At 59.9% G+C, this 18,166-nt stretch carries 17 protein-coding genes; 9 read left to right on the top strand and 8 right to left on the bottom strand.

All coding sequences use genetic code 11. From position 1 onward, the window contains the following. Nucleotides 1–186 precede the first annotated feature (186 nt). Together dnaG and rpsU are read right to left on the bottom strand one after the other, a co-directional pair. Nucleotides 187–2,022 (bottom strand): DNA primase, encoded by a 1,836-nt coding sequence (gene dnaG / locus AR456_RS15595; RefSeq protein ID WP_021818411.1) that lies wholly within the window; start codon nt 2,020–2,022, stop codon nt 187–189. A 186-nt stretch (nt 2,023–2,208) separates the two neighbouring features. Further along, nucleotides 2,209–2,424 (bottom strand): 30S ribosomal protein S21, encoded by a 216-nt coding sequence (rpsU, locus tag AR456_RS15600; protein ID WP_013333229.1) that lies wholly within the window; start codon nt 2,422–2,424, stop codon nt 2,209–2,211. Between the two features lie 280 nt (nt 2,425–2,704). Here rpsU and tsaD point away from each other — a divergent pair, with 280 nt between their 5' ends. The 4 genes from tsaD to AR456_RS15620 all read left to right on the top strand — a co-directional run bounded on the left by tsaD (nt 2,705) and on the right by AR456_RS15620 (nt 7,303). Next, on the top strand, nt 2,705–3,745 hold the full coding sequence (gene tsaD, locus AR456_RS15605; protein ID WP_021818410.1) for a tRNA (adenosine(37)-N6)-threonylcarbamoyltransferase complex transferase subunit TsaD: 1,041 nt from the start codon (nt 2,705–2,707) through the stop codon (nt 3,743–3,745). Between the two features lie 291 nt (nt 3,746–4,036). Beyond that, a complete protein-coding gene (locus AR456_RS15610; protein WP_051995715.1) occupies nt 4,037–5,245 on the top strand; it encodes an amidohydrolase family protein in 1,209 nt (402 codons plus the stop codon). Next, complete coding sequence (locus tag AR456_RS15615) at nt 5,242–6,450, top strand: cyanate transporter (protein WP_021818407.1); 1,209 nt, start codon at nt 5,242–5,244, stop codon at nt 6,448–6,450. The genes AR456_RS15610 and AR456_RS15615 overlap by 4 nt, the downstream gene beginning before the upstream one ends. A gap of 4 nt (nt 6,451–6,454) precedes the next feature. Then, nucleotides 6,455–7,303 carry a LysR family transcriptional regulator gene (locus AR456_RS15620; protein ID WP_021818406.1) on the top strand — a complete coding sequence of 283 codons (849 nt, stop codon included), beginning with the start codon at nt 6,455–6,457 and terminating at the stop codon, nt 7,301–7,303. A 149-nt stretch (nt 7,304–7,452) separates the two neighbouring features. Here the strand turns inward: AR456_RS15620 and AR456_RS15625 are convergent, their stop codons facing one another. The 3 genes from AR456_RS15625 to zwf are packed head-to-tail and all read right to left on the bottom strand — an operon-like array spanning nt 7,453 to nt 10,313. After that, nucleotides 7,453–8,115 carry a bifunctional 4-hydroxy-2-oxoglutarate aldolase/2-dehydro-3-deoxy-phosphogluconate aldolase gene (locus tag AR456_RS15625; RefSeq protein WP_021818405.1) on the bottom strand — a complete coding sequence of 221 codons (663 nt, stop codon included), beginning with the start codon at nt 8,113–8,115 and terminating at the stop codon, nt 7,453–7,455. A 19-nt stretch (nt 8,116–8,134) separates the two neighbouring features. Beyond that, entirely contained in the window at nt 8,135–8,812 is a 678-nt protein-coding gene (gene pgl, locus AR456_RS15630; RefSeq protein ID WP_021818404.1) for a 6-phosphogluconolactonase, read from the bottom strand. Nucleotide 8,813: 1 nt separating this feature from the next. Continuing rightward, nucleotides 8,814–10,313 carry a glucose-6-phosphate dehydrogenase gene (gene zwf, locus AR456_RS15635; RefSeq protein WP_021818403.1) on the bottom strand — a complete coding sequence of 500 codons (1,500 nt, stop codon included), beginning with the start codon at nt 10,311–10,313 and terminating at the stop codon, nt 8,814–8,816. A 291-nt stretch (nt 10,314–10,604) separates the two neighbouring features. Between zwf and AR456_RS15640 the strand changes: the two genes are divergently transcribed. The 5 genes from AR456_RS15640 (at nt 10,605) to AR456_RS15660 (ending at nt 15,806) form a co-directional block, all read left to right on the top strand. Then, nucleotides 10,605–11,462 (top strand): MurR/RpiR family transcriptional regulator, encoded by an 858-nt coding sequence (locus tag AR456_RS15640; RefSeq protein ID WP_021818402.1) that lies wholly within the window; start codon nt 10,605–10,607, stop codon nt 11,460–11,462. 140 nt (nt 11,463–11,602) lie between these two features. Continuing rightward, nucleotides 11,603–12,469 carry a putative selenate ABC transporter substrate-binding protein gene (locus AR456_RS15645; protein ID WP_031207471.1) on the top strand — a complete coding sequence of 289 codons (867 nt, stop codon included), beginning with the start codon at nt 11,603–11,605 and terminating at the stop codon, nt 12,467–12,469. After that, on the top strand, nt 12,469–13,236 hold the full coding sequence (locus AR456_RS15650; protein WP_021818400.1) for an ATP-binding cassette domain-containing protein: 768 nt from the start codon (nt 12,469–12,471) through the stop codon (nt 13,234–13,236). Before AR456_RS15645 ends, AR456_RS15650 begins: the two co-directional genes overlap by 1 nt. Further along, nucleotides 13,233–14,744, top strand: a complete 1,512-nt coding sequence (locus tag AR456_RS15655; RefSeq protein WP_021818399.1) for a PhnE/PtxC family ABC transporter permease — start codon at nt 13,233–13,235, stop codon at nt 14,742–14,744. Before AR456_RS15650 ends, AR456_RS15655 begins: the two co-directional genes overlap by 4 nt. 204 nt (nt 14,745–14,948) lie before the next feature. Then, entirely contained in the window at nt 14,949–15,806 is an 858-nt protein-coding gene (locus AR456_RS15660) for a DMT family transporter (protein ID WP_021818398.1), read from the top strand. Between the two features lie 14 nt (nt 15,807–15,820). Here AR456_RS15660 and AR456_RS15665 read toward each other — a convergent pair whose 3' ends face one another. From AR456_RS15665 to modB, 3 genes are read right to left on the bottom strand one after another with little or no spacing between them, the layout of a single operon-like run. Then, on the bottom strand, nt 15,821–16,363 hold the full coding sequence (locus AR456_RS15665) for a DUF192 domain-containing protein (protein WP_021818397.1): 543 nt from the start codon (nt 16,361–16,363) through the stop codon (nt 15,821–15,823). Between the two features lie 2 nt (nt 16,364–16,365). After that, complete coding sequence (locus AR456_RS15670) at nt 16,366–17,490, bottom strand: ABC transporter ATP-binding protein (protein WP_021818396.1); 1,125 nt, start codon at nt 17,488–17,490, stop codon at nt 16,366–16,368. Next, entirely contained in the window at nt 17,490–18,161 is a 672-nt protein-coding gene (gene modB / locus AR456_RS15675; RefSeq protein WP_021818395.1) for a molybdate ABC transporter permease subunit, read from the bottom strand. The genes AR456_RS15670 and modB overlap by 1 nt, the downstream gene beginning before the upstream one ends. Between the last annotated feature and the right edge of the window lie 5 nt (nt 18,162–18,166).

Consider the following 18,166-nt stretch of genomic DNA (forward strand, 5'->3'; position numbering starts at 1 on the left):
TGTTAGTTTGTCTGGTTACGCCTCTGGCAAGCGCATGACTCTTAAATGGTGATGGTAGGAGAAAAATCAACCCCCTGCCCAGCGTTGCCTTTCCTTTAGTCGCCATTTCACTGCCAGACCTTACCGCCAGAGGCAACATCTGCCAGAGGCAACATCGCTGGCTGAAATCATATTCCATTCTGATTCCTATCCACGCACTTCGTTCAGTAGCGTCACCAGGCGGAGTTTCTCCTCGCTACTGAGGCGTTCGCCGCTACGATCCTTCTCCAGCAACGACTCGAGCTCTTCTTCGGGCGAACGCTGCCGCTGCCGCCGCCGGAAGTACTCGATCAAACCATCCAGCTCAGCGCCACGCGACGCCGGTGGAATCAACAGCTCACGCCGTGCCAGCGTGGCCAGCCGCTCGCCGTCCTGACTGCCGTGAAAGTGCATCAACAACACCTGAGCGCTGGTATAACCACCTGCACGTAACAGGGCGATCACATCACAGCATAGGCGACTATCATCATCGACTGCCTGACACCAGCCGTCATCCTCGGGAAGACGCTCCGCTAGACGCGGCTCGTGCACCAGCAAGTGCAGCACTCGAGTCATCAGGCCAGATGATGCCGCCCGACGCGGTCGACCAGCATTCGAGCTCGATGGACTATCCTCATCAAACCCCGCCTCGCTCATGACCTCCGGAGGCATCAATGGAGGCTCTTCCACCACCGGCGCATGACGCGCCATCAGCGCCTCGAAACGCGACTGCTCGACACCGGTGCGCCGCGATAACTCGCTAAGCATCAACGACTTGAGCATTCCTTCCGGCAGCTTCTCGATCGCCGCCAGTATCTGACTGGCATAGCGCTCCCGGGCCTCCACCTGGGATAGATCACGCCCCTGGGCAGCATGGTCGAAGAGAAACTCCGATAATGGACTGGCACAGGTTACCCGGTCCTCGAAGGCCTCGGCCCCTTCCTTGCGCACCAGAGTATCGGGATCCTCTCCATCGGGCAGAAACAGGAACCGCGCCTGACGACCATCGATCATCTGCGGCAACACCGTTTCGAGCGCGCGAGCCGCCGCCTGACGACCGGCATTATCGCCGTCGAAACAGAACACCACTTCGCCCACCACGCGGAACAGGCGCTGCAGATGATCTTCGGTGGTCGCCGTGCCCAGGGTCGCTACCGCGTTACGGATACCGAACTGCGCCAGTGCCACGACATCCATGTAGCCTTCGACAATCAGCAGGCGTTCGAGTCGATGACTGGCCTGGCGCGCCTCATAGAGCCCGTAGAGTTCACGCCCCTTGTGAAATACCGGGGTTTCCGGCGAGTTCAGATACTTGGGCTTGGCATCACCAAGAACCCGACCACCGAACCCAAGCGTCCGCCCTCGAATATCACGGATCGGGAACACCACACGATCGCGAAAGCGATCATAGGTGCGCCCGCTCTCCTCGTGCTGAACCAGCAGGCCATACTCCACTTGCACGGCTTCGGCGACGCCCTGACCTGTAAGGTGCTGCTTGAGCGCCTCCCACTGGCCCGGCGCATAACCGATACCAAAAGTCTTCTGGACCTCCGGCGATAACCCCCGCCGCTCAAGATACTCGCGTGCCATCTGCGCTTCGGGCATTTTCAGCCGCTCGCGAAAGAAACTGGCAGACATCTCGAGAAGGTTGACCCCTTCCTTGCGCTTGCGCTCACGCGCCTGAGCCCGAGGATCATCCGCGCCTTCACGCGGCACCTCGACGCCGACACGAGAAGCAAGCTGCTCGATCGCCTCGGGGAAGCGCAGCTTGTCATATTCCATCAGGAAACGTAGCGCGTTGCCGTGAGCACCGCAGCCGAAACAGTGATAGAACTGCTTGTCGGCGCTGACCGTGAACGACGGACTTTTTTCCTGATGAAACGGACAGAGTCCAGAATGATTGCGCCCGGACTTCTTCAGTTTGACCCGCTCGCCGACAATCTCGACAACGTCGACACGGGCCAGAAGATCGTCGATAAAACTCTGAGGAATCTGACCGGCCATGCGCTACTCCTCACACGACTGGCAACGGACACGGCCACTGTTACGGCCGAAGCGTCCCGACATGCTTCAGTGGTTGATGGCTGGCGTCATCACCCACATGAAAAAAACAAGCGGCCACCGAATGGCGGCCGCCTGACGTCCTCCTGAATCGACAACGGCAATCACCGTTACCGACTCAAGTACGGATCAATAGAGCCGTTCGAAACGCTTACGCTCACGCTGCAGCTTCTTGGCGTGACGCTTCACAGCAGCAGCAGCCTTGCGCTTACGCTCGGCAGTCGGCTTCTCGTACTGCTCACGACGACGAACTTCGGACAGAACGCCGGCTTTTTCACAGGAACGCTTGAAGCGACGGAGAGCAACGTCAAACGGCTCGTTATCACGTACTTTGACAGAAGGCATTAAGCACTCACCTACCTTAGGTAACTAGAGTTCGGTTAGTACGTACACCTTACAAGGCCAAAACGACCCTCGTTATTTCTACTGTGTATTGCTACACAGCAGCAGAAAACGCGGGGATATCGAACCCTGGATGCACGACCCAGTCTTACAGCGGACGGTATTTTAGACCCACATTGGCCGCCATGCAAATCTTCACCGGCCGGATCAGCGCAAACACCTGCCAACAGCTGCCAAAACAGCGTAAAATATAGCGCCCTGTCGCCTTACCGAGCCTCATTCCATGCGTGTACTTGGCATCGAAACTTCCTGTGACGAAACCGGCGTCGCACTCTATGACACCACACAGGGCCTGCTGGCCGACGCCCTGCATAGCCAGATTGCCATGCATGCAGAATATGGTGGAGTGGTTCCTGAACTTGCATCCCGCGATCACACCCGACGCCTGTTGCCGCTGATCGATAACGTACTCGAACAGGCAAGTGTCGGTCGTGCACAGCTTGATGCCATCGCCTATACCGCAGGACCCGGGTTGGTCGGTGCGTTGATGGTCGGCGCCAGCACTGCTCATGGCATGGCGCGTGCCCTGGGTATCCCGGTGCTCGGCGTCCATCACATGGAAGGCCATCTGCTGGCCCCGATGCTCGAGGACGACGCTCCCGACTTCCCCTTTGTCGCGCTGCTGGTTTCCGGCGGACACACCCAACTGGTGCGTGTCGATGGCATCGGCCGCTACCAGTTGCTTGGCGAGTCAGTAGATGACGCCGCCGGAGAGGCTTTCGACAAGGCCGCCAAGATGCTCGGCCTCGACTATCCCGGTGGCCCGCGAGTGGCCGCACTGGCCGAACATGGCGATCCGGGAAGGTGGCGCTTTCCCCGTCCGATGACCGACCGTCCCGGCCTCGATTTCAGTTTCTCCGGACTCAAGACTCACACCCTGACCACGATTCGCGGGCTGGAAAGCAACGCTCAGCTGGATGACCAGGCGCGTGCGGACGTGGCACGCGCCTTCGAGGAGGCCGTGGCCGACACTCTGGCCATCAAGTGTCGGCGAGCCCTGGAACAAACCGGACTCAAACGCCTGGTGGTGGCCGGTGGTGTCAGCGCCAATGTGCGCCTGCGCGCAAGGCTCGAGGACGCTACCCAGAAACGCGGCGCACGCGTCTATTACCCTCGCGGCCGTTTCTGCACAGACAACGGGGCAATGATTGCCTACGCCGGTGCTCAGCGCTTGCTGGCGGGGGAGCGCGACCAGGTCGGTCTGATGAAAGCGGTACCACGCTGGCCAATGGATCAGTTGTTGGCGCCAGCCGTAAAGCCGTAAGACTCGGCTGCAGGCGGCGAGCTGTCCAGCCTACAGATCTACCCACGTATGCGGTCAATTGATTGCGGCGGCGCCAGCACCTTCCTCTACCAGACCGATACTTCCTGACTCGCGTCAGCCCCGTGGTGCTTACCCGGCAAACACCACGGGGCTGTCTGAAGCGCCAATCCTGCATGATTCGATATACAGATGCTCTGCATCCATATATTTAATTGGATAACAGTTATCACCATCCCCTATCGTTGAGTCACACCCCCGCAAGGTCCAGCCCTTCATCATGCGAGGTCCCATGTGACTGAACGCCTCTTTGTCAATGCCCTCGCTGCCGACGGCAGCAGGATCCACATCTCGGTCAACAACGGCTACATTGTCGATATAAGCTCCACACGGCCCGAACACCTTCCCCCTGATATCATCGACCTCCAGCATCGCTTGGTGATTCCCGGCTTCGTCGACGGCCATATTCACCTCGACAAGAGCTTCGTCGGCGACCGCTGGCAACCTCATCAACCCGCTCATGACCTCAGACAACGCCTGGCTATCGAGAAGCGCCAACTGGCCCAGGCCAGTCCCATTGCCGAACGCGCCAGCGCATTGATTCAACAGGCAGCATCGTTCGGTACCGTCGCCATGCGTAGCCATGTCGATATTGATGCCACGACCGGCCTGAGCCACCTCCATGCAGTCATCGAGGCTCGCGAGAAATGGCGCGATAGCGTCGATATCGAGCTTGTCGCCTTCCCTCAGGCTGGAGTCATCTCCTGCCCAGGGACCGCGGATATTCTCGATGCCGCGATTCAGGAGGGTGTCGAGGTAGTGGGTGGTATCGACCCGACAACGCTGGATGGCGCCGCCGACAGTCAACTCGATGTTGTCTTTGGCATTGCCGAGCGGCGTGGCGTCAAGGTCGATATTCATCTGCATGAGCCTGGCCAGCAGGGCATCCAGCAGCTGTACCGCATCGCGGAACGTACCCGAGCTCTGGGTCTGGCCGGACGAGTGGCCGTCAGTCATGCCTACAGCCTGGGCGATGTATCAGTCGCATGTCTGGAGGGTATTGCACGGGCACTGGCCGATGCCGGGATCGCCATCATGACCAACGCACCAGGCGACCGAGCCTTCCCCCCAGTGCTGACTCTGCGCAATGCCGGGGTCAATGTCTTTGCCGGCAATGACAATATTCGTGACTCATGGTGGCCATATGGCAATGGTGACATGCTGCAACGTGCCATGCTGATCGCCTACCGTTCCGGCTTCAACACCGATGAGGAGCTGAATGCCGCATTCGACATGGTGACGCGGGCCGGAGCTCGGGTCATGGGGCAGGAGGGGTATGGTCTTCAAGTCGGCCATGAAGCGACGTTCCTCGTCCTTGACGCTGCCAATGTCGCTGCTGCGGTGGCAGAGGTCACGCCACAACGGGAGATTGTCCGCAAGGGGCAGTTCAAGACACCAGCGGCATGGGGCTCGGATAACAGACAAGTATCGGTAACAGCATGAACCAACAGGTCTGCAAGGAACTGCGCAATGAGCTGCAGCTCCCGCTGCTCATCCTCGTCATTTTCGTCGCTGTCAATCTCCGGCCGTTTCTGACCTCCCCGGGGCCGATCATAGAGACCATACGTGCCAGCACGGGGCTGACCTACACCGGGACCGCATTGCTGACGTTGATTCCGACCGTGGTCATGGGACTCGGAGCCTTTCTTTCCCCGACCATTCAGGCCTGGGTTGGAACACGACGTGGACTCCTGGGAGCGTTGCTCATCCTGACCGCCGGGTCATTACTGCGGCTCATTGTACCAGGTGGTAACACCTTGCTGCTCACCGCACTGCTGTGTGGCATCGGCGTGGCGTTTATCCAATCCGCGTTTCCAGGGGTCATCAAGGAGCACTTCCCCACTAGAGTCGCCATCATCACCGGCGTCTACTCCGCCACCATCATGATTGGCGGTGCATTCGGCGCCCAGATCACCCCGATGCTGATCAGCCATGGATACGGTTGGCGCGAGGCTCTCGCCTGGCTGGCCCTGCCCGGCGTGATTGCCGTGCTGTTCGCCTATCACACACTCGAAGACCACCCCAGCGAACGACCCGACGCCTCGATTACCCGCAAGCTGATACGCCTCCCCAGAACCTGGCTGCTGATTCTGACATTCGGCCTCGTCAATGCTGGCTACTCATCGACAGTCACCTGGCTCGCCCCCTTCTATCAGCACCTTGGCCTGAACGTAGCCGAAAGCGCCAACCTGGTTTCGGTCATGGCGATATGTCAGGCCTTGTCGGCCGTTGGCATCAGCTATCTAGCCTCCTTCAGCAAGGATCGGCGCTTGTTTTTATGCATTACGGCCGTTCTGCAGATACTGAGTTATCTGGGGCTGATCCTTGCTCCTCTGGCCTCTCCCGTCAGTTGGGCAGCCATCTGCGGCGTGGGCCTGGGAGGCAGTTTCGCCATTTCGCTGGTGACCGCTCTCGACCACCTGCCCTCTCCCCAGCAGGCCGGAGCCCTGACTGCCCTGATGCAGGGAGGCGGTTTCCTGATTGCTGCCCTTGGTCCGCTGGCGGTCGCCACCCTGTTGAACTGGAGTGGCAGCTACCAGCCGGGCTGGATCATGCACCTGTGTCTGGCGCTGATAGCCCTCATCCTGTATCTCAAGCTCGACCCAACCCGCTATCATCTAGCGATGAGACTCCGAGGCCGCGAGTAGCAATATGAATCCCCGGCTGTTTGACCTGGACCTTCTCCGAACCATCGTCATGGTTGCCGACAGCGGTAGTTTCACCGCGGCGGCAACACGCCTGCACTCGACCCAATCGACGATCAGTCAGAAGATACGCCGCCTGGAAGAGATCGCGGGGCACCGGCTCCTCGATCGCAGCCATCGCGAAGTGAAACCGACCGACGAGGGGGAAACCGTACTCGGATATGCCCGACGCATGCTGGCCCTGAATGAGGAGTTGCTCGACGTACTGGCGGGAGAAATAGACAGCACAATCAGATTGGGGCTACCCGATGACTTTGTCAGCGGCCCTACCACTCGGGTGCTTTCCTTATTCAGCCGACAGTACCCACAGATAAAGCTGGAAGTCACCAGCGGACTGAGCCGCGACCTATGTCAGAGCTACGATCAGGGCGAACTCGATCTGGTGATCATCAAGCAGCGCAGATACAGCCGCGCGGGTGTGGCATGCAGCTCCGAGACGCTCCGCTGGATAGACGGCCACAATGCGGCATCCTTGTTTCGGGATCCGGTGCCCATCGTGACCTTTCCTCCCAGAGGTCTTTATCGAGAAGAGATGATCAACGCCCTGGAAATGCTCGGTCGCCGTTGGCAAATCAGCTTCACCAGTTCGAGCCTGAGCGGTATACAGGCGGCAGTCGCCGAAGGCATGGGGTTGGGTTTACTCCCTGCACGCGCCGTCACCGACCAACATGTAGTATTGGATAACATCTGCGGCCTGGCCCCCGTCAACAGCATGGAAGTTGTGATACTGCACCGCCCGACGGCAGATGCCAGGATCCGGGAACTGTCCGAGTTGCTGGAGGGAATGTTGGAGTGAATCCAACGTCCGAGGCCGGCAGGCATAAAAAAAATCCGGCCAGAGGCCGGATCAAGGACAGCACCAGCTGTCGAGAGAGCACATGGAGTGGCATGAAGCCGTTCCGTGCAGAGAGCTCGGTTAGCGGGGGTGGTCACACACCCCGTGAATCAGTGATGGAAGCGGTCAGCCGCTTCCTTTGCCAGTAGGCGGATGCCATCCCAGTCACCGGCATCGACCAGTGACGATGGCGTCAACCAGGAGCCGCCTACGCACATGACATTGGGCAGCGCCAGATAATCGGCAGCGTTATTGAGGCTGATACCGCCAGTCGGACAGAAGCGGGCTTCACCGATCGGACCAGCAAAGGCCTTGAGGGCCTTGACGCCACCACTAGCCTCGGCGGGGAAGAACTTGAAGCGGCGGTAACCATACTGCCAGCCGGTCATCAGCTCGGAGATGGTGGCAACGCCAGGCAGCATCGGTACCGGACTTTCAACGCCATAGCGGTACAACGCCTCCGTGGCACCCGGCGTGACAATGAAGTCGGCACCGGCCTGCTCGACCAGCCGATACTGCGCCGGTGTCAGCACCGTACCCGCAGCGATGCTGGCGTGGGGCAGCTCCTTCTTGAGGCGTGCAATGGCTTCGATCGCGCAGTCTGTACGCAACGTTACCTCGAGTACGCTGAGGCCGCCCTCGACCAGTGCACGCCCCATCGGCACCGCATCCTCGATACGGTTGATGGTAATCACCGGGATTACTTCGGCCTTGAGGCAGATACTGTCGAGTTCCGTGGTGCGAGTGGATGGCAGCTGTTTTTCGATGGTCATGAGCTTTGCTCCAGAGAATTCAGGGGGCCCAATAAATGGCCAGCGGGCAACTGAGGAAGGCACGAATGGGTAGCTCGCGGACATCATCGCCGGACATCGCGCGCCCCAGCACCGTGCGTTTGTCGTCACCGGTGATATGCAGTACGTGACGCAGAGCATGATGCAGTCGCTCGGCGCTCAGCGTGATACGCGCCTGAGGCTGGCTGGGCGTACGCACAGCGACAACCGGTGCATCTGTGGCCAGTGCCAGATCCAATTCTCGGCTGTCGGGAAACAGTGAGGCGGTATGGCCATCACCGCCCATGCCCAGAATCACCACACTGGCTGGCCAAGTGAGTTGCAGGAGACGTTCAGTCACCCGCTCGACGCCTTGTTCAGGCGTGGCATGGTCGGTGGTCAGCGGCACGAAACGTGCCTGCTGAGCCTTGCCAACCAACAGATGCTCCCGCACCAGGCGTGCATTGGAGTCATCGGCCTCCTCCGACACCCAGCGCTCGTCGGCCAGAGTGATATCGACACGATCCCAGGCAAGCTCCTGACTGGCCAGCGCCGCGAAGAACGCGATCGGTGTCGAGCCACCGGAGACAACCAGCAGTGCGCGGGCCTGGCTGGCCAGATCTGCACGCAGCGCCTCGGCGACTGCTTCGGCCAGTTGGCGAGCCAGATGCTCGCGCGGCGTGGCAGCGTATTCGCTCATATCAATAATCCTCGTACCAGCTGCGTCCATCCTGGGTGATCATGGCAATCGAGGCCACGGGCCCCCAGGAGCCTGCCGGATAGCGACGCGGCGGCTCATTGCGGTCCTTCCAGGCAGCAATCAAGTCATCACACCACTTCCATGCGTGCTCCACTTCGTCACGGCGTACGAACAGGTACTGCTGACCCTTCATGACCTCAAGCAACAGACGCTCGTAGGCATCCGGGATACGCACCTGCGGGAAGGCACTGTTGAAGTCCAGTTGCAACGGACCACGGCGCAGGCGCATACCCTTGTCGAGCCCGCTGTCCTTGGTCAGCACCTCCAGGCGCATGCCTTCATCCGGCTGTAGGCGAATGATCAGCTTGTTGGCGGCCAACGCACGCTGATCAGGGTCGAAGATGTAATGCGGCTGCTGCCGGAAGTGAATGATGATCTGCGACAGCTTCTCGGGCATGCGCTTGCCGGTGCGTAGATAGAACGGCACCCCGGCCCAGCGCCAGTTGGCGACTTCGGTCTTCATCGCCACAAAGGTTTCAGTGTGGCTGGATACGTTGGCGTCGTCTTCCTCGAGATAGCCAGGTGCGCTCTGACCATCACTGGTACCAGCGGTATACTGGCCACGCACCACATCACGCCCGATCATGTCATCGGTGAACGGTTTGAGTGCCTTGAGGACCTTGACCTTCTCGTCGCGGATCGCATCGGCATCGAGGTTGGCAGGCGGGTCCATGGCGATCAGACATACCAGTTGCAGCAGGTGATTCTGTACCATGTCACGTAACTGACCGGCTTCATCGAAGTATCCCCAGCGTCCTTCAATCCCGACCTTCTCGGCCACAGTGACCTCAACGTGGGAGATATGGTTCTGGTTCCACTGGGTGCCGAACAACGGATTGGCAAAACGCAGAGCAATCAGGTTCTGAACGGTTTCCTTGCCGAGGTAGTGATCGATGCGGTAGACCCGTGACTCGGGGAAGACCTCGCCGATCGCATCGTTGATCACCTTCGATGACTCGAGGTCATAACCGATCGGCTTCTCTACCACTACACGGCTTTCCTCATCGAGGCTGCCACTTTCCTGTAGGTAACGGCAGATATCGCCGTAGAGGCTGGCACCTACCGCCAGATACACCACCAACGGCCGCTCATGATCAGCGGTCTCGCGCCATTCGCGAACACCGGCATAGCCATCGACGGTCTTGAAATCCACGCTCAGAAACGACAGGCGGTTCATGAAGCGCGTCAATGCGACCTCGACCAACTCGTCGGGCTTGACGTACTTCTTCAAAGCCCCTTCGATCTGCGCCTTGAACTCGTCCACAGAGATATCTTGACGCGCCAGACCAAGGATCCGGCAATCTTCATCCAGCAACCCTTCCCGATCGAGATGGAAAAGCGCCGGAAACAGCTTGCGCCGGGACAGATCGCCCAACGCGCCGAAAAGCGCCAGATCAATGTCGGTGCGCTCCGAGCTACCGGATCGGGTGTGTTGTGTCATAACGTCCTCGCATCCTCAAGGGAAGCACCTGGTTGGCAACGTTCCGCCTGACCATGAGTTCCTAAGTTTACAAAAAAATAGTGGAAAACTGACGTTCAAGGCAACCGTTATTTTGTAAACTTACATAAATACCGGCCATTTCGCGCTTATACATTGGCCGTAGTCGCCCGGCATGGCAGGATAGCCAACACCACGTAGTTAAATCACTACATACTGATTACATCATCACCTCATGGATGTCGCCCTCCTCGTTGCGGCGACTCCAGGCCTCGCAAGGGAGCGCCCACGACCATGGCCCGTCACGACCTTATCCAACGCATCCGCGACCGACTTGAAGAGCTCAATCGTTCCGAGCGCAAGGTCGCCGATGTCATCCTCGCCGACCCTTCAGCCGCTACCGGGATGAGCATTGCCAGCCTGGCCCAGGCGGCATCGGTCAGCGAGCCGACCGTCAACCGTTTCTGCCGCAACTTCGATGCCAAGGGTTATCCCGATTTCAAGATCCAACTGGCACAAAGTCTGGCAGGCGGTACGCCCTATGTCAGCCAGGCAGTAGAACCCGACGATAGCGCCGAAGCCTATACCGGCAAGATCTTCGGTGCGACCATTGCTGCCCTGGATCTGGCACGCCGCGAAGTTTCCCCCGCAAGAGTCGAGCGCATGGTCGACTACTTGATCCAGGCCAGACAAATCCACTTCTTCGGTCTCGGGGCTTCGGGCGCAGTCGCCCAGGACGCCCAACACAAGTTCTTCCGCTTCAATCTGCCGGTAACCGCCTATGTCGATGTTCTGATGCAGCGTATGGTGGCATCGGTCTGCCATACTGGTGATGTCGTGGTCATGCTGTCCTATACCGGACGCACTCGCGAGCTGGTGGATATCGCCGCACTCGCCCGTGAGAATGGTGCAGTGGTACTGGGAATCACCGCTCCCGACTCGCCTTTGTCGCGACAATGCACTGAAACCCTCGATATCAGCGCTCCGGAAGATACCGAACACTACATGCCGATGACCTCGCGCATGATCCAGCTGGCACTGATCGATGTACTCGCCACCGGTGTGACTCTGAGGCGCGGTGAGGACTTCCTGCACCACCTCAAGAAGATAAAGGATAGTCTGCGCGATACTCGTTACCCAATCGAGCACTGACTCCTCCATCCTCGAACTGCCGCGCCATGCTACTGGCTGCGGCAGGCCTTGCCAGTCCAACGTTCTGCAACAGGAAAGTCGCCGCTATAATGCTGACCAGCGACATCAATGCCGCCCAACGACTTCATACGGATATCCTCATGCGCCATACCCTGCCTGTTCTGGGCCTGATCCTTGTCACCGGACCTCTCGCTGCTACCTCAGCGCTGGCCGATACCTTCCGTTTTACGGCGATACCGGATGAGGATGAGTCACGCCTCGTCGAACGTTTCTCCAAGGTAGCCGATTATCTCGAAGGCGAGCTGGGTGTCGATGTCGAGTATGTCCCCGTCAAATCCTATGGCGCGGCCGTCACTGCGTTCCGCAACGACCAGGTGCAGCTCGCCTGGTTCGGCGGTCTGTCAGGAGTTCAGGCAAGGCGCCTTGTGCCCGGATCCGAGGCATTGGCGCAAGGTGCCGAGGATGCCGAATTCACCAGCTACTTCATCGCCAATCAGAGCACCGGGCTGGAACCCGGCGAAGAGCTTCCTGATGCGGCAGAGGACATGACCTTCACCTTCGGCGCCAAGACGTCCACGTCCGGCCGTTTAATGCCCGAGCATTATCTGCGCCAGCGCTTCGATGAAGCGCCGGAGGGCACTTTCTCCCGCGTCGGTTTCTCTGGCGATCACTCACGCACCATCGCATTGGTCGAGGCCGGCACCTATGACATCGGCGCGGTGAATTTCAGCGTCTGGGATGCCGCCGTCGAAGAAGGACGTGTTGATACCGACAAGGTCCAGGTCATCTGGACTACGCCCAGCTACCCGGACTACCAATGGACGCTGCGCGGTGATGCTGATGAGCGCTTCGGTGACGGCTTTACCGATCAGGTTCGCCAGGCACTGCTGGAGATGACCGATCCAGATTTGCTGGAGAGCTTCCCACGCTCCGGGTTCATTCCTGCCGACAACAGCATGTACGCTCCGATCGAGGAAGTGGCTGAGAATCTTGGCCTGATCCGCTGATGAAATCCGAGGTGCTGGTCGAGTTTGAACGTGAGTCTCTGGGTCATGGCGATCGAATCGTCCTCAGCGACCTCAGCCTGACGCTGCGTGCCGGCGAGCGAATCGCGCTGCTCGGCGAAAGTGGCGCAGGCAAGTCCACGCTGCTTGGCGTCCTGCGCCAGCGGCTGGGCCGCCAGGCAGCCTGGTGCCCTCAGCACCACGGTCTGGTGGGCCCGCTGTCGGTGTATCTCAATATCTACATGGCGCGTCTCGATCAGCACTCGGCATTGGCCAACCTGTGGAACCTGGCTCGCCCTCTGCCACGTGCCTGGCAAGAGGTTGCCGAGCTGTGCAAACCGCTGGGGCTCGAAGGACTGATGAAGCGTTCGGTATCGCAACTCTCCGGCGGCCAGCGCCAGCGCGTGGCGATTGGCCGCGCGCTCTACCAGCAACGTGACATTTTCCTCGGTGACGAGCCTGTGGCCAGTGTCGACCCCCACCAGGCGCTATCGCTGCTGGAACTTATCGAGCAACGCCACCAGGGTAGCGTGATCGCACTGCATCAACGCGAACTGGCACTGACACACTTCGATCGAGTATGGGGCATCGCCGAGGGCCGCATGGTCATCGACGCTCCCAGCGCCAGCCTGAGCCTCGCTGACCTCGATACGCTCTATCCCAGCGCCACCCCGTCGTTTGCTGACGCGTCTTCCATTGCCGAGCAAGAGCATGCCGGTGACCAGGATGCTCCTGAAGTCGCTCTCCCCTGTCATCGAGGACGCCAGTGAGTCTGCAACACACCGATAGTCATCCTGGATTGTTACAAGGCAAGGGGATCGGTGCACGACTGGCTCGCCATAGTCTGACGCTGCTCGCCATTGCTCTGCTGCTTACGCCCTTCGCCGATCTGCACGTACTCAGTCGGGACCCCTGGGCGGAACTGGGGCGCATTGCTCATGGCATGTTGGTGCCGGATTTCGGCAGTGTCGATGCGCCACTCAAGGCGATCGGCCTGACCGTCGCCGTTGCTCTCTGGGGCACCCTTGCAGGTGTGGTGCTTGGCCTTCCCCTGGCGTTGGTGTTCTCGCGTTCACGTCTGGTCAGAGCCGGCTGCGCCTTCGTCCGCGCCATCCACGAGCTGTTCTGGGCGCTGCTGTTTCTACAGATTTTCGGCCTTTCAGCACTGACCGCGTTGGCAGCATTGGCCATTCCCTATGCCGGCATTTTTGCCAAGGTCTATGCCGAGATCCTTGAGAACACACCTTCTGCCGCTGGTGACGCCCTGCCACAAGGCACCGGCCGCCTGTCACGTTTCGTCTACTGCGAACTACCCCTGGCGTTCAGCCAGTTGGCAGCCTATACCCGCTACCGTTTCGAGTGCGGGCTGCGGGCCAGCGTATTGCTGGGCTTCGTCGGCCTGCCAACACTAGGTTTCCAGCTCGAAAGCGCCTTCCGTGAGGGGCGCTATTTCGAAGCCGGAGCGGTGATGTGGTTGTTCTATATCTTGATCGCCGCGCTGCCCTGGTGGGCGCATCGGCGCCTACTGATTGTACTGGCACTGGGCAGCCTGCTGTTGCTTGGCCCCTGGCCCGATATCAACGGCGCGCTGGTGTGGCGCTTCCTTTCCACCGACATCTGGCCTGCTCCTCTGTTGAATGGAGATCTGCCTGGGCTGGTTGACTGGGCGCGGGATATCCCCGAACTGCTGCCCGCCATAGGCAATACGCTACTGCTCGGGTTATTGGGGACGGCAGGCGCGCTGGTCGTTGCCATGTTGCTGTGGCCGCTGGCATCACGACACTTCGGGAATCGTTTCAGCCGTGCCGCCGGCGCAGGCCTGTTGATCTTCCTGCGCTCAACACCGGAGATGATGCTGGCATTTGTGTTTCTGCTGCTGCTCGGGCCGTCACTATTGCCGGCCTGGCTCGCCCTGGCGTTGCACAACGGTGCACTGATCGCCTTTCTGGTCGCCCAATACTCCAACACTCAGCAGCCGGGTATGCCCGATCTGCCTGCCAGTGGGCGCTTTGCCTATGAGCTATTGCCACGGGTCTATCCCAGTCTACTGGCGCTGCTCTACTATCGGGCCGAGGTGATCCTGAGGGAGAGTGCCATCCTCGGCATGCTGGGTGTCGCCACACTCGGCTATGTCATCGATGACTACTTCCAGACATTGATGTTCGATGTGGCCTTCGTGCTATTGCTGATTACCGCCACTCTCAACGTCCTTGTCGACGCACTGTCACGACGCCTGCGCCCCCGAGAAGCGACACAGGACGATCCGTGCCTGAGATAAAGAGACCGAAAAAGGGAAAGAAAAGAAGGAAGAAGTGCTATGCCCCCGATCCTGTCGACATCATCCCTGGTTCACAGATAAAAATCCGGGGGGTAGCAACCTCTGGTCGCCTGGAATCTACAGCTTACAGTTGGGTTGCTCGTTGCTCCTCGCCAGGACTGCTATTCTATGCGGCTTGCTTACCCCTGATCTCAAGGACGCTCCGTGCCACTTCGTGACCTGCTGCCAGGCCTGTTCGCCATTGCCCTCTGGGCGCTGAACATTATCGTCATCAAGGTTGGTGTCACCGAGATGCCGCCGCTGCTGTTGACGACCCTGCGCTTCACGCTGGTCGCTCTGCTGTTGGTGCCCTTCTATCCGGTATCACGCCACCAACTGCCGTTTCTGCTGTTGCTGTCGTTGACCTTTGGTGCCATGCATTTCGCGCTGATGATCATTGGCCTGGAACAGGCGGAAGCCGGTACCGGCGCTCTGCTGGTGCAGATGGGCACGCCCTTTGCCACTCTGCTGGCGGTGATCTTTCTCCGCGAACGTATGGGGCTCAAGCGCCTGGTGGGCCTGCTGTTGTCCTTCTCGGGAATCATCGTGCTCGCGGGGGGACCATCATTGCCGGCTCCTCTCCCTACCACCTTATTGTTGACCAGTGCGCTGGGCTGGGCCATCTCGCAACTGCTGATCAAGCGCGGACCCAATATCGCCCCCATGGCATTGGCTGGTTGGGTGGCATTGTTTACCGTGCCTCAGGTGGCACTGGGCTCCTGGTGGTTCGAGGACCACCAGTGGCAGATCATTCAGCAAGCAGGGGTGAAGGGCTGGGGTGCAGTGGTCTACACCGCAGTGATGTCATCGATTGTCGCCTACGGACTGTGGTTCAGTCTGTTGCGCCGTCACGATGTCAATCGTGTCGTTCCCATGACACTACTGGTACCAGTGCTGGCGGTGATACTCGGCATCCTGCTGCTCGGCGACAGCACCGATATCTACAAACTCGGCGGCGGTGGTCTGGTCGTCGCAGGCGTCGGCTTGATCGTGATTCGCTGGCGCCGCCGACGCCTAGTGTGAACGCAGCTCGTAGCTTACCCACACTGCCCATTACTACCCGGCCAGCTGACACAGTCCCCCACCCGAACACCGAGCTTCTCCAGCGTGCCGGCGTTGACCTCCAGCGCTGCATGATAGGCCTGCGCAGGTTGAGTCGCCGGGCAACTGGACGCCTCAACCTTACAGGGTTGCATCTGCTGGATATCGACAATACGCCCATCTGCACCGATAAAGGCGATGTCCAGCGGGATCAAGGTGCGATACATCCAGAATCCGTTTTCCACTCCCAGCGGCGCGTCGTACAGAAACAGCATGCCATGATCCGCCGGCATTGATTCGCGTTCCATCAAGCCGAAGTTACGCTCCTGGGGATCATCCGCGATCTCGACATCGAAGCGGGTTGGACCCTGTTCGCCGTGAATCACCAGGGGAGCGGTCTGACTCGGCGATGCCGAGGCTGAGGCCGTACGCCACACTGTCGCCAACGGCGTAATCACCAATGGTGACAGGGCTAGCGGTGACAGGGCCAGCGGTGACAGGCAAAGTGTCTTGAGCAGTCGTCGACGACTCATTGTCATGATCAAATCTCCTGGTGGGGAATCGCGTCCTGCGACGCCGTTCCCATGATATGAATACCCGCCGCAAGCAGCGATACTTCCACTTGCTGATGACGCTCCAGCCCACCACGCCGCACGACATGCGTGGCGATATCGAAGCGCATGGTCTGACTCTCGTGCGCAAAGGCCAGCGTCATGCTGCTCATGCCGCCCAACACCACCAACTGCTCGATACGCGCGTGAACACGGTTCTCGTAGTGCCCCCGGGATGATTGCTCGGAGCGCTGCAATACAATATCCGACTCCGGAAGATACCAGCTCAGTCGATCACCCTCGGCGTAGTCCGCCAGCCCCTCGGCAACCTCCAGTTGCCACTCGCCCCACGCCAGGCGCCGCCCCTCCGGGGTATCCACCACATGGCCGCTGAACACATTGGGACGATCGATCAGTCGGGCTACCTCGGCACTGGCTGGGCGCCGGAAGATCTCGCCTGGTGCTCCCTGCTGCAATGAGCGTCCGCCATGCAACACACAGATGCGATCGGCAAGTGCACTGGCCTCATTGAGGTCATGGGTGACCATGATAATGGGAATGTTGAGACGCTCACGCAACAGAGCCAGTTCGCACTGCAGACGACGGCGCGTCACCTGGTCCACCGCGGAGAATGGCTCGTCGAGCAGCAATGCCTGGGGTTCACGGGCCAGGGCTCGTGCCAGCGCCACGCGCTGACGCTGGCCTCCGGAAAGCTGATGCGGATAACGTCGCTCGAAGCCCTCGAGGTGCACCAGCGTCAGCCAGTCTTCAGCACGCTGGTGACGCTGATCGCGCGGCAGGTGGCCCAGTGCCGTGGCGATATTGTCGCGTGCGTTGAGATGCGGAAACAGCGCATAGTCCTGAAAGACCATGCCGACACGCCTCCGCTGTGGCGACCAGCAGTGACTGCCTGCCGCATACCACAGCTCATCCCCACAGCGGATCGAGCCTGCCTCAGGCCGATAGAGTCCGGCGATGCTACGCAGCAGGGTGGTCTTGCCACTGCCGGAGGGGCCAACCAGTGCCAGCAATTCTCCGGGCCCACAGCTGAAGGTCGCGGCCAGCGGAATCGGTGCCGACTGCGTCAGGCTCACCTGTAGCGTATTGGTTGCCATCAGACGTGCCTCTTCCAGCGTTGTCGTGCCGCCAGACCATAGACCACACCAATAGTCAGGAAAGACACCAGCAGCAGCATCGCCGACATGATGCCCGCGCCACTTTCATCGAAGGCCTGCATGCGATCGTAGATGGAAATTGCCAGGGTTCGGGTCTCACCGTCGATGGAGCCGCCCACCATCAGGATGACGCCGAACTCGCCAAGAGTGTGGGCAAAAGTCAGCGCCAGCGCAGAGATGATGCCAGGAAGAGCCAGGGGCAGCTCGATGCGCCATAGCGTCTGCCAGTGCGAGAGTCCGGAACACCAGGCGGCCTCGCGCAAATGAGCCGGGACCGCCTCGAAAGCGCGCTGTACTGGCTGAACCGCGAACGGCAGATTGACCACCAGAGATGCCAGCAGGATACCGCTGAAGCTGAAGTTGAGACTGCTGCCGAACAGCTGCTGCCATGCTGCGCCCAGTGGCGCATCACTACTGAAGCCCTGCATCAGATAGAAGCCCAGTACCGTCGGCGGCATAACCAGCGGTAAAGCCACCAGTGCTTCAGGAAGCACCTTCCAGCGCCCCTTCGCCTGGGCCAGGCGACGCCCCAACAGGACACCCAGCGGCACCAGCAACACACTGGTCAGCAGGGCCAACTTGAGGGAAACAAACAGCGCCGCTCCATCCATGGCAG

The sequence above is a fragment of the Halomonas huangheensis genome (assembly GCF_001431725.1).
Taxonomy (GTDB): domain Bacteria; phylum Pseudomonadota; class Gammaproteobacteria; order Pseudomonadales; family Halomonadaceae; genus Halomonas; species Halomonas huangheensis.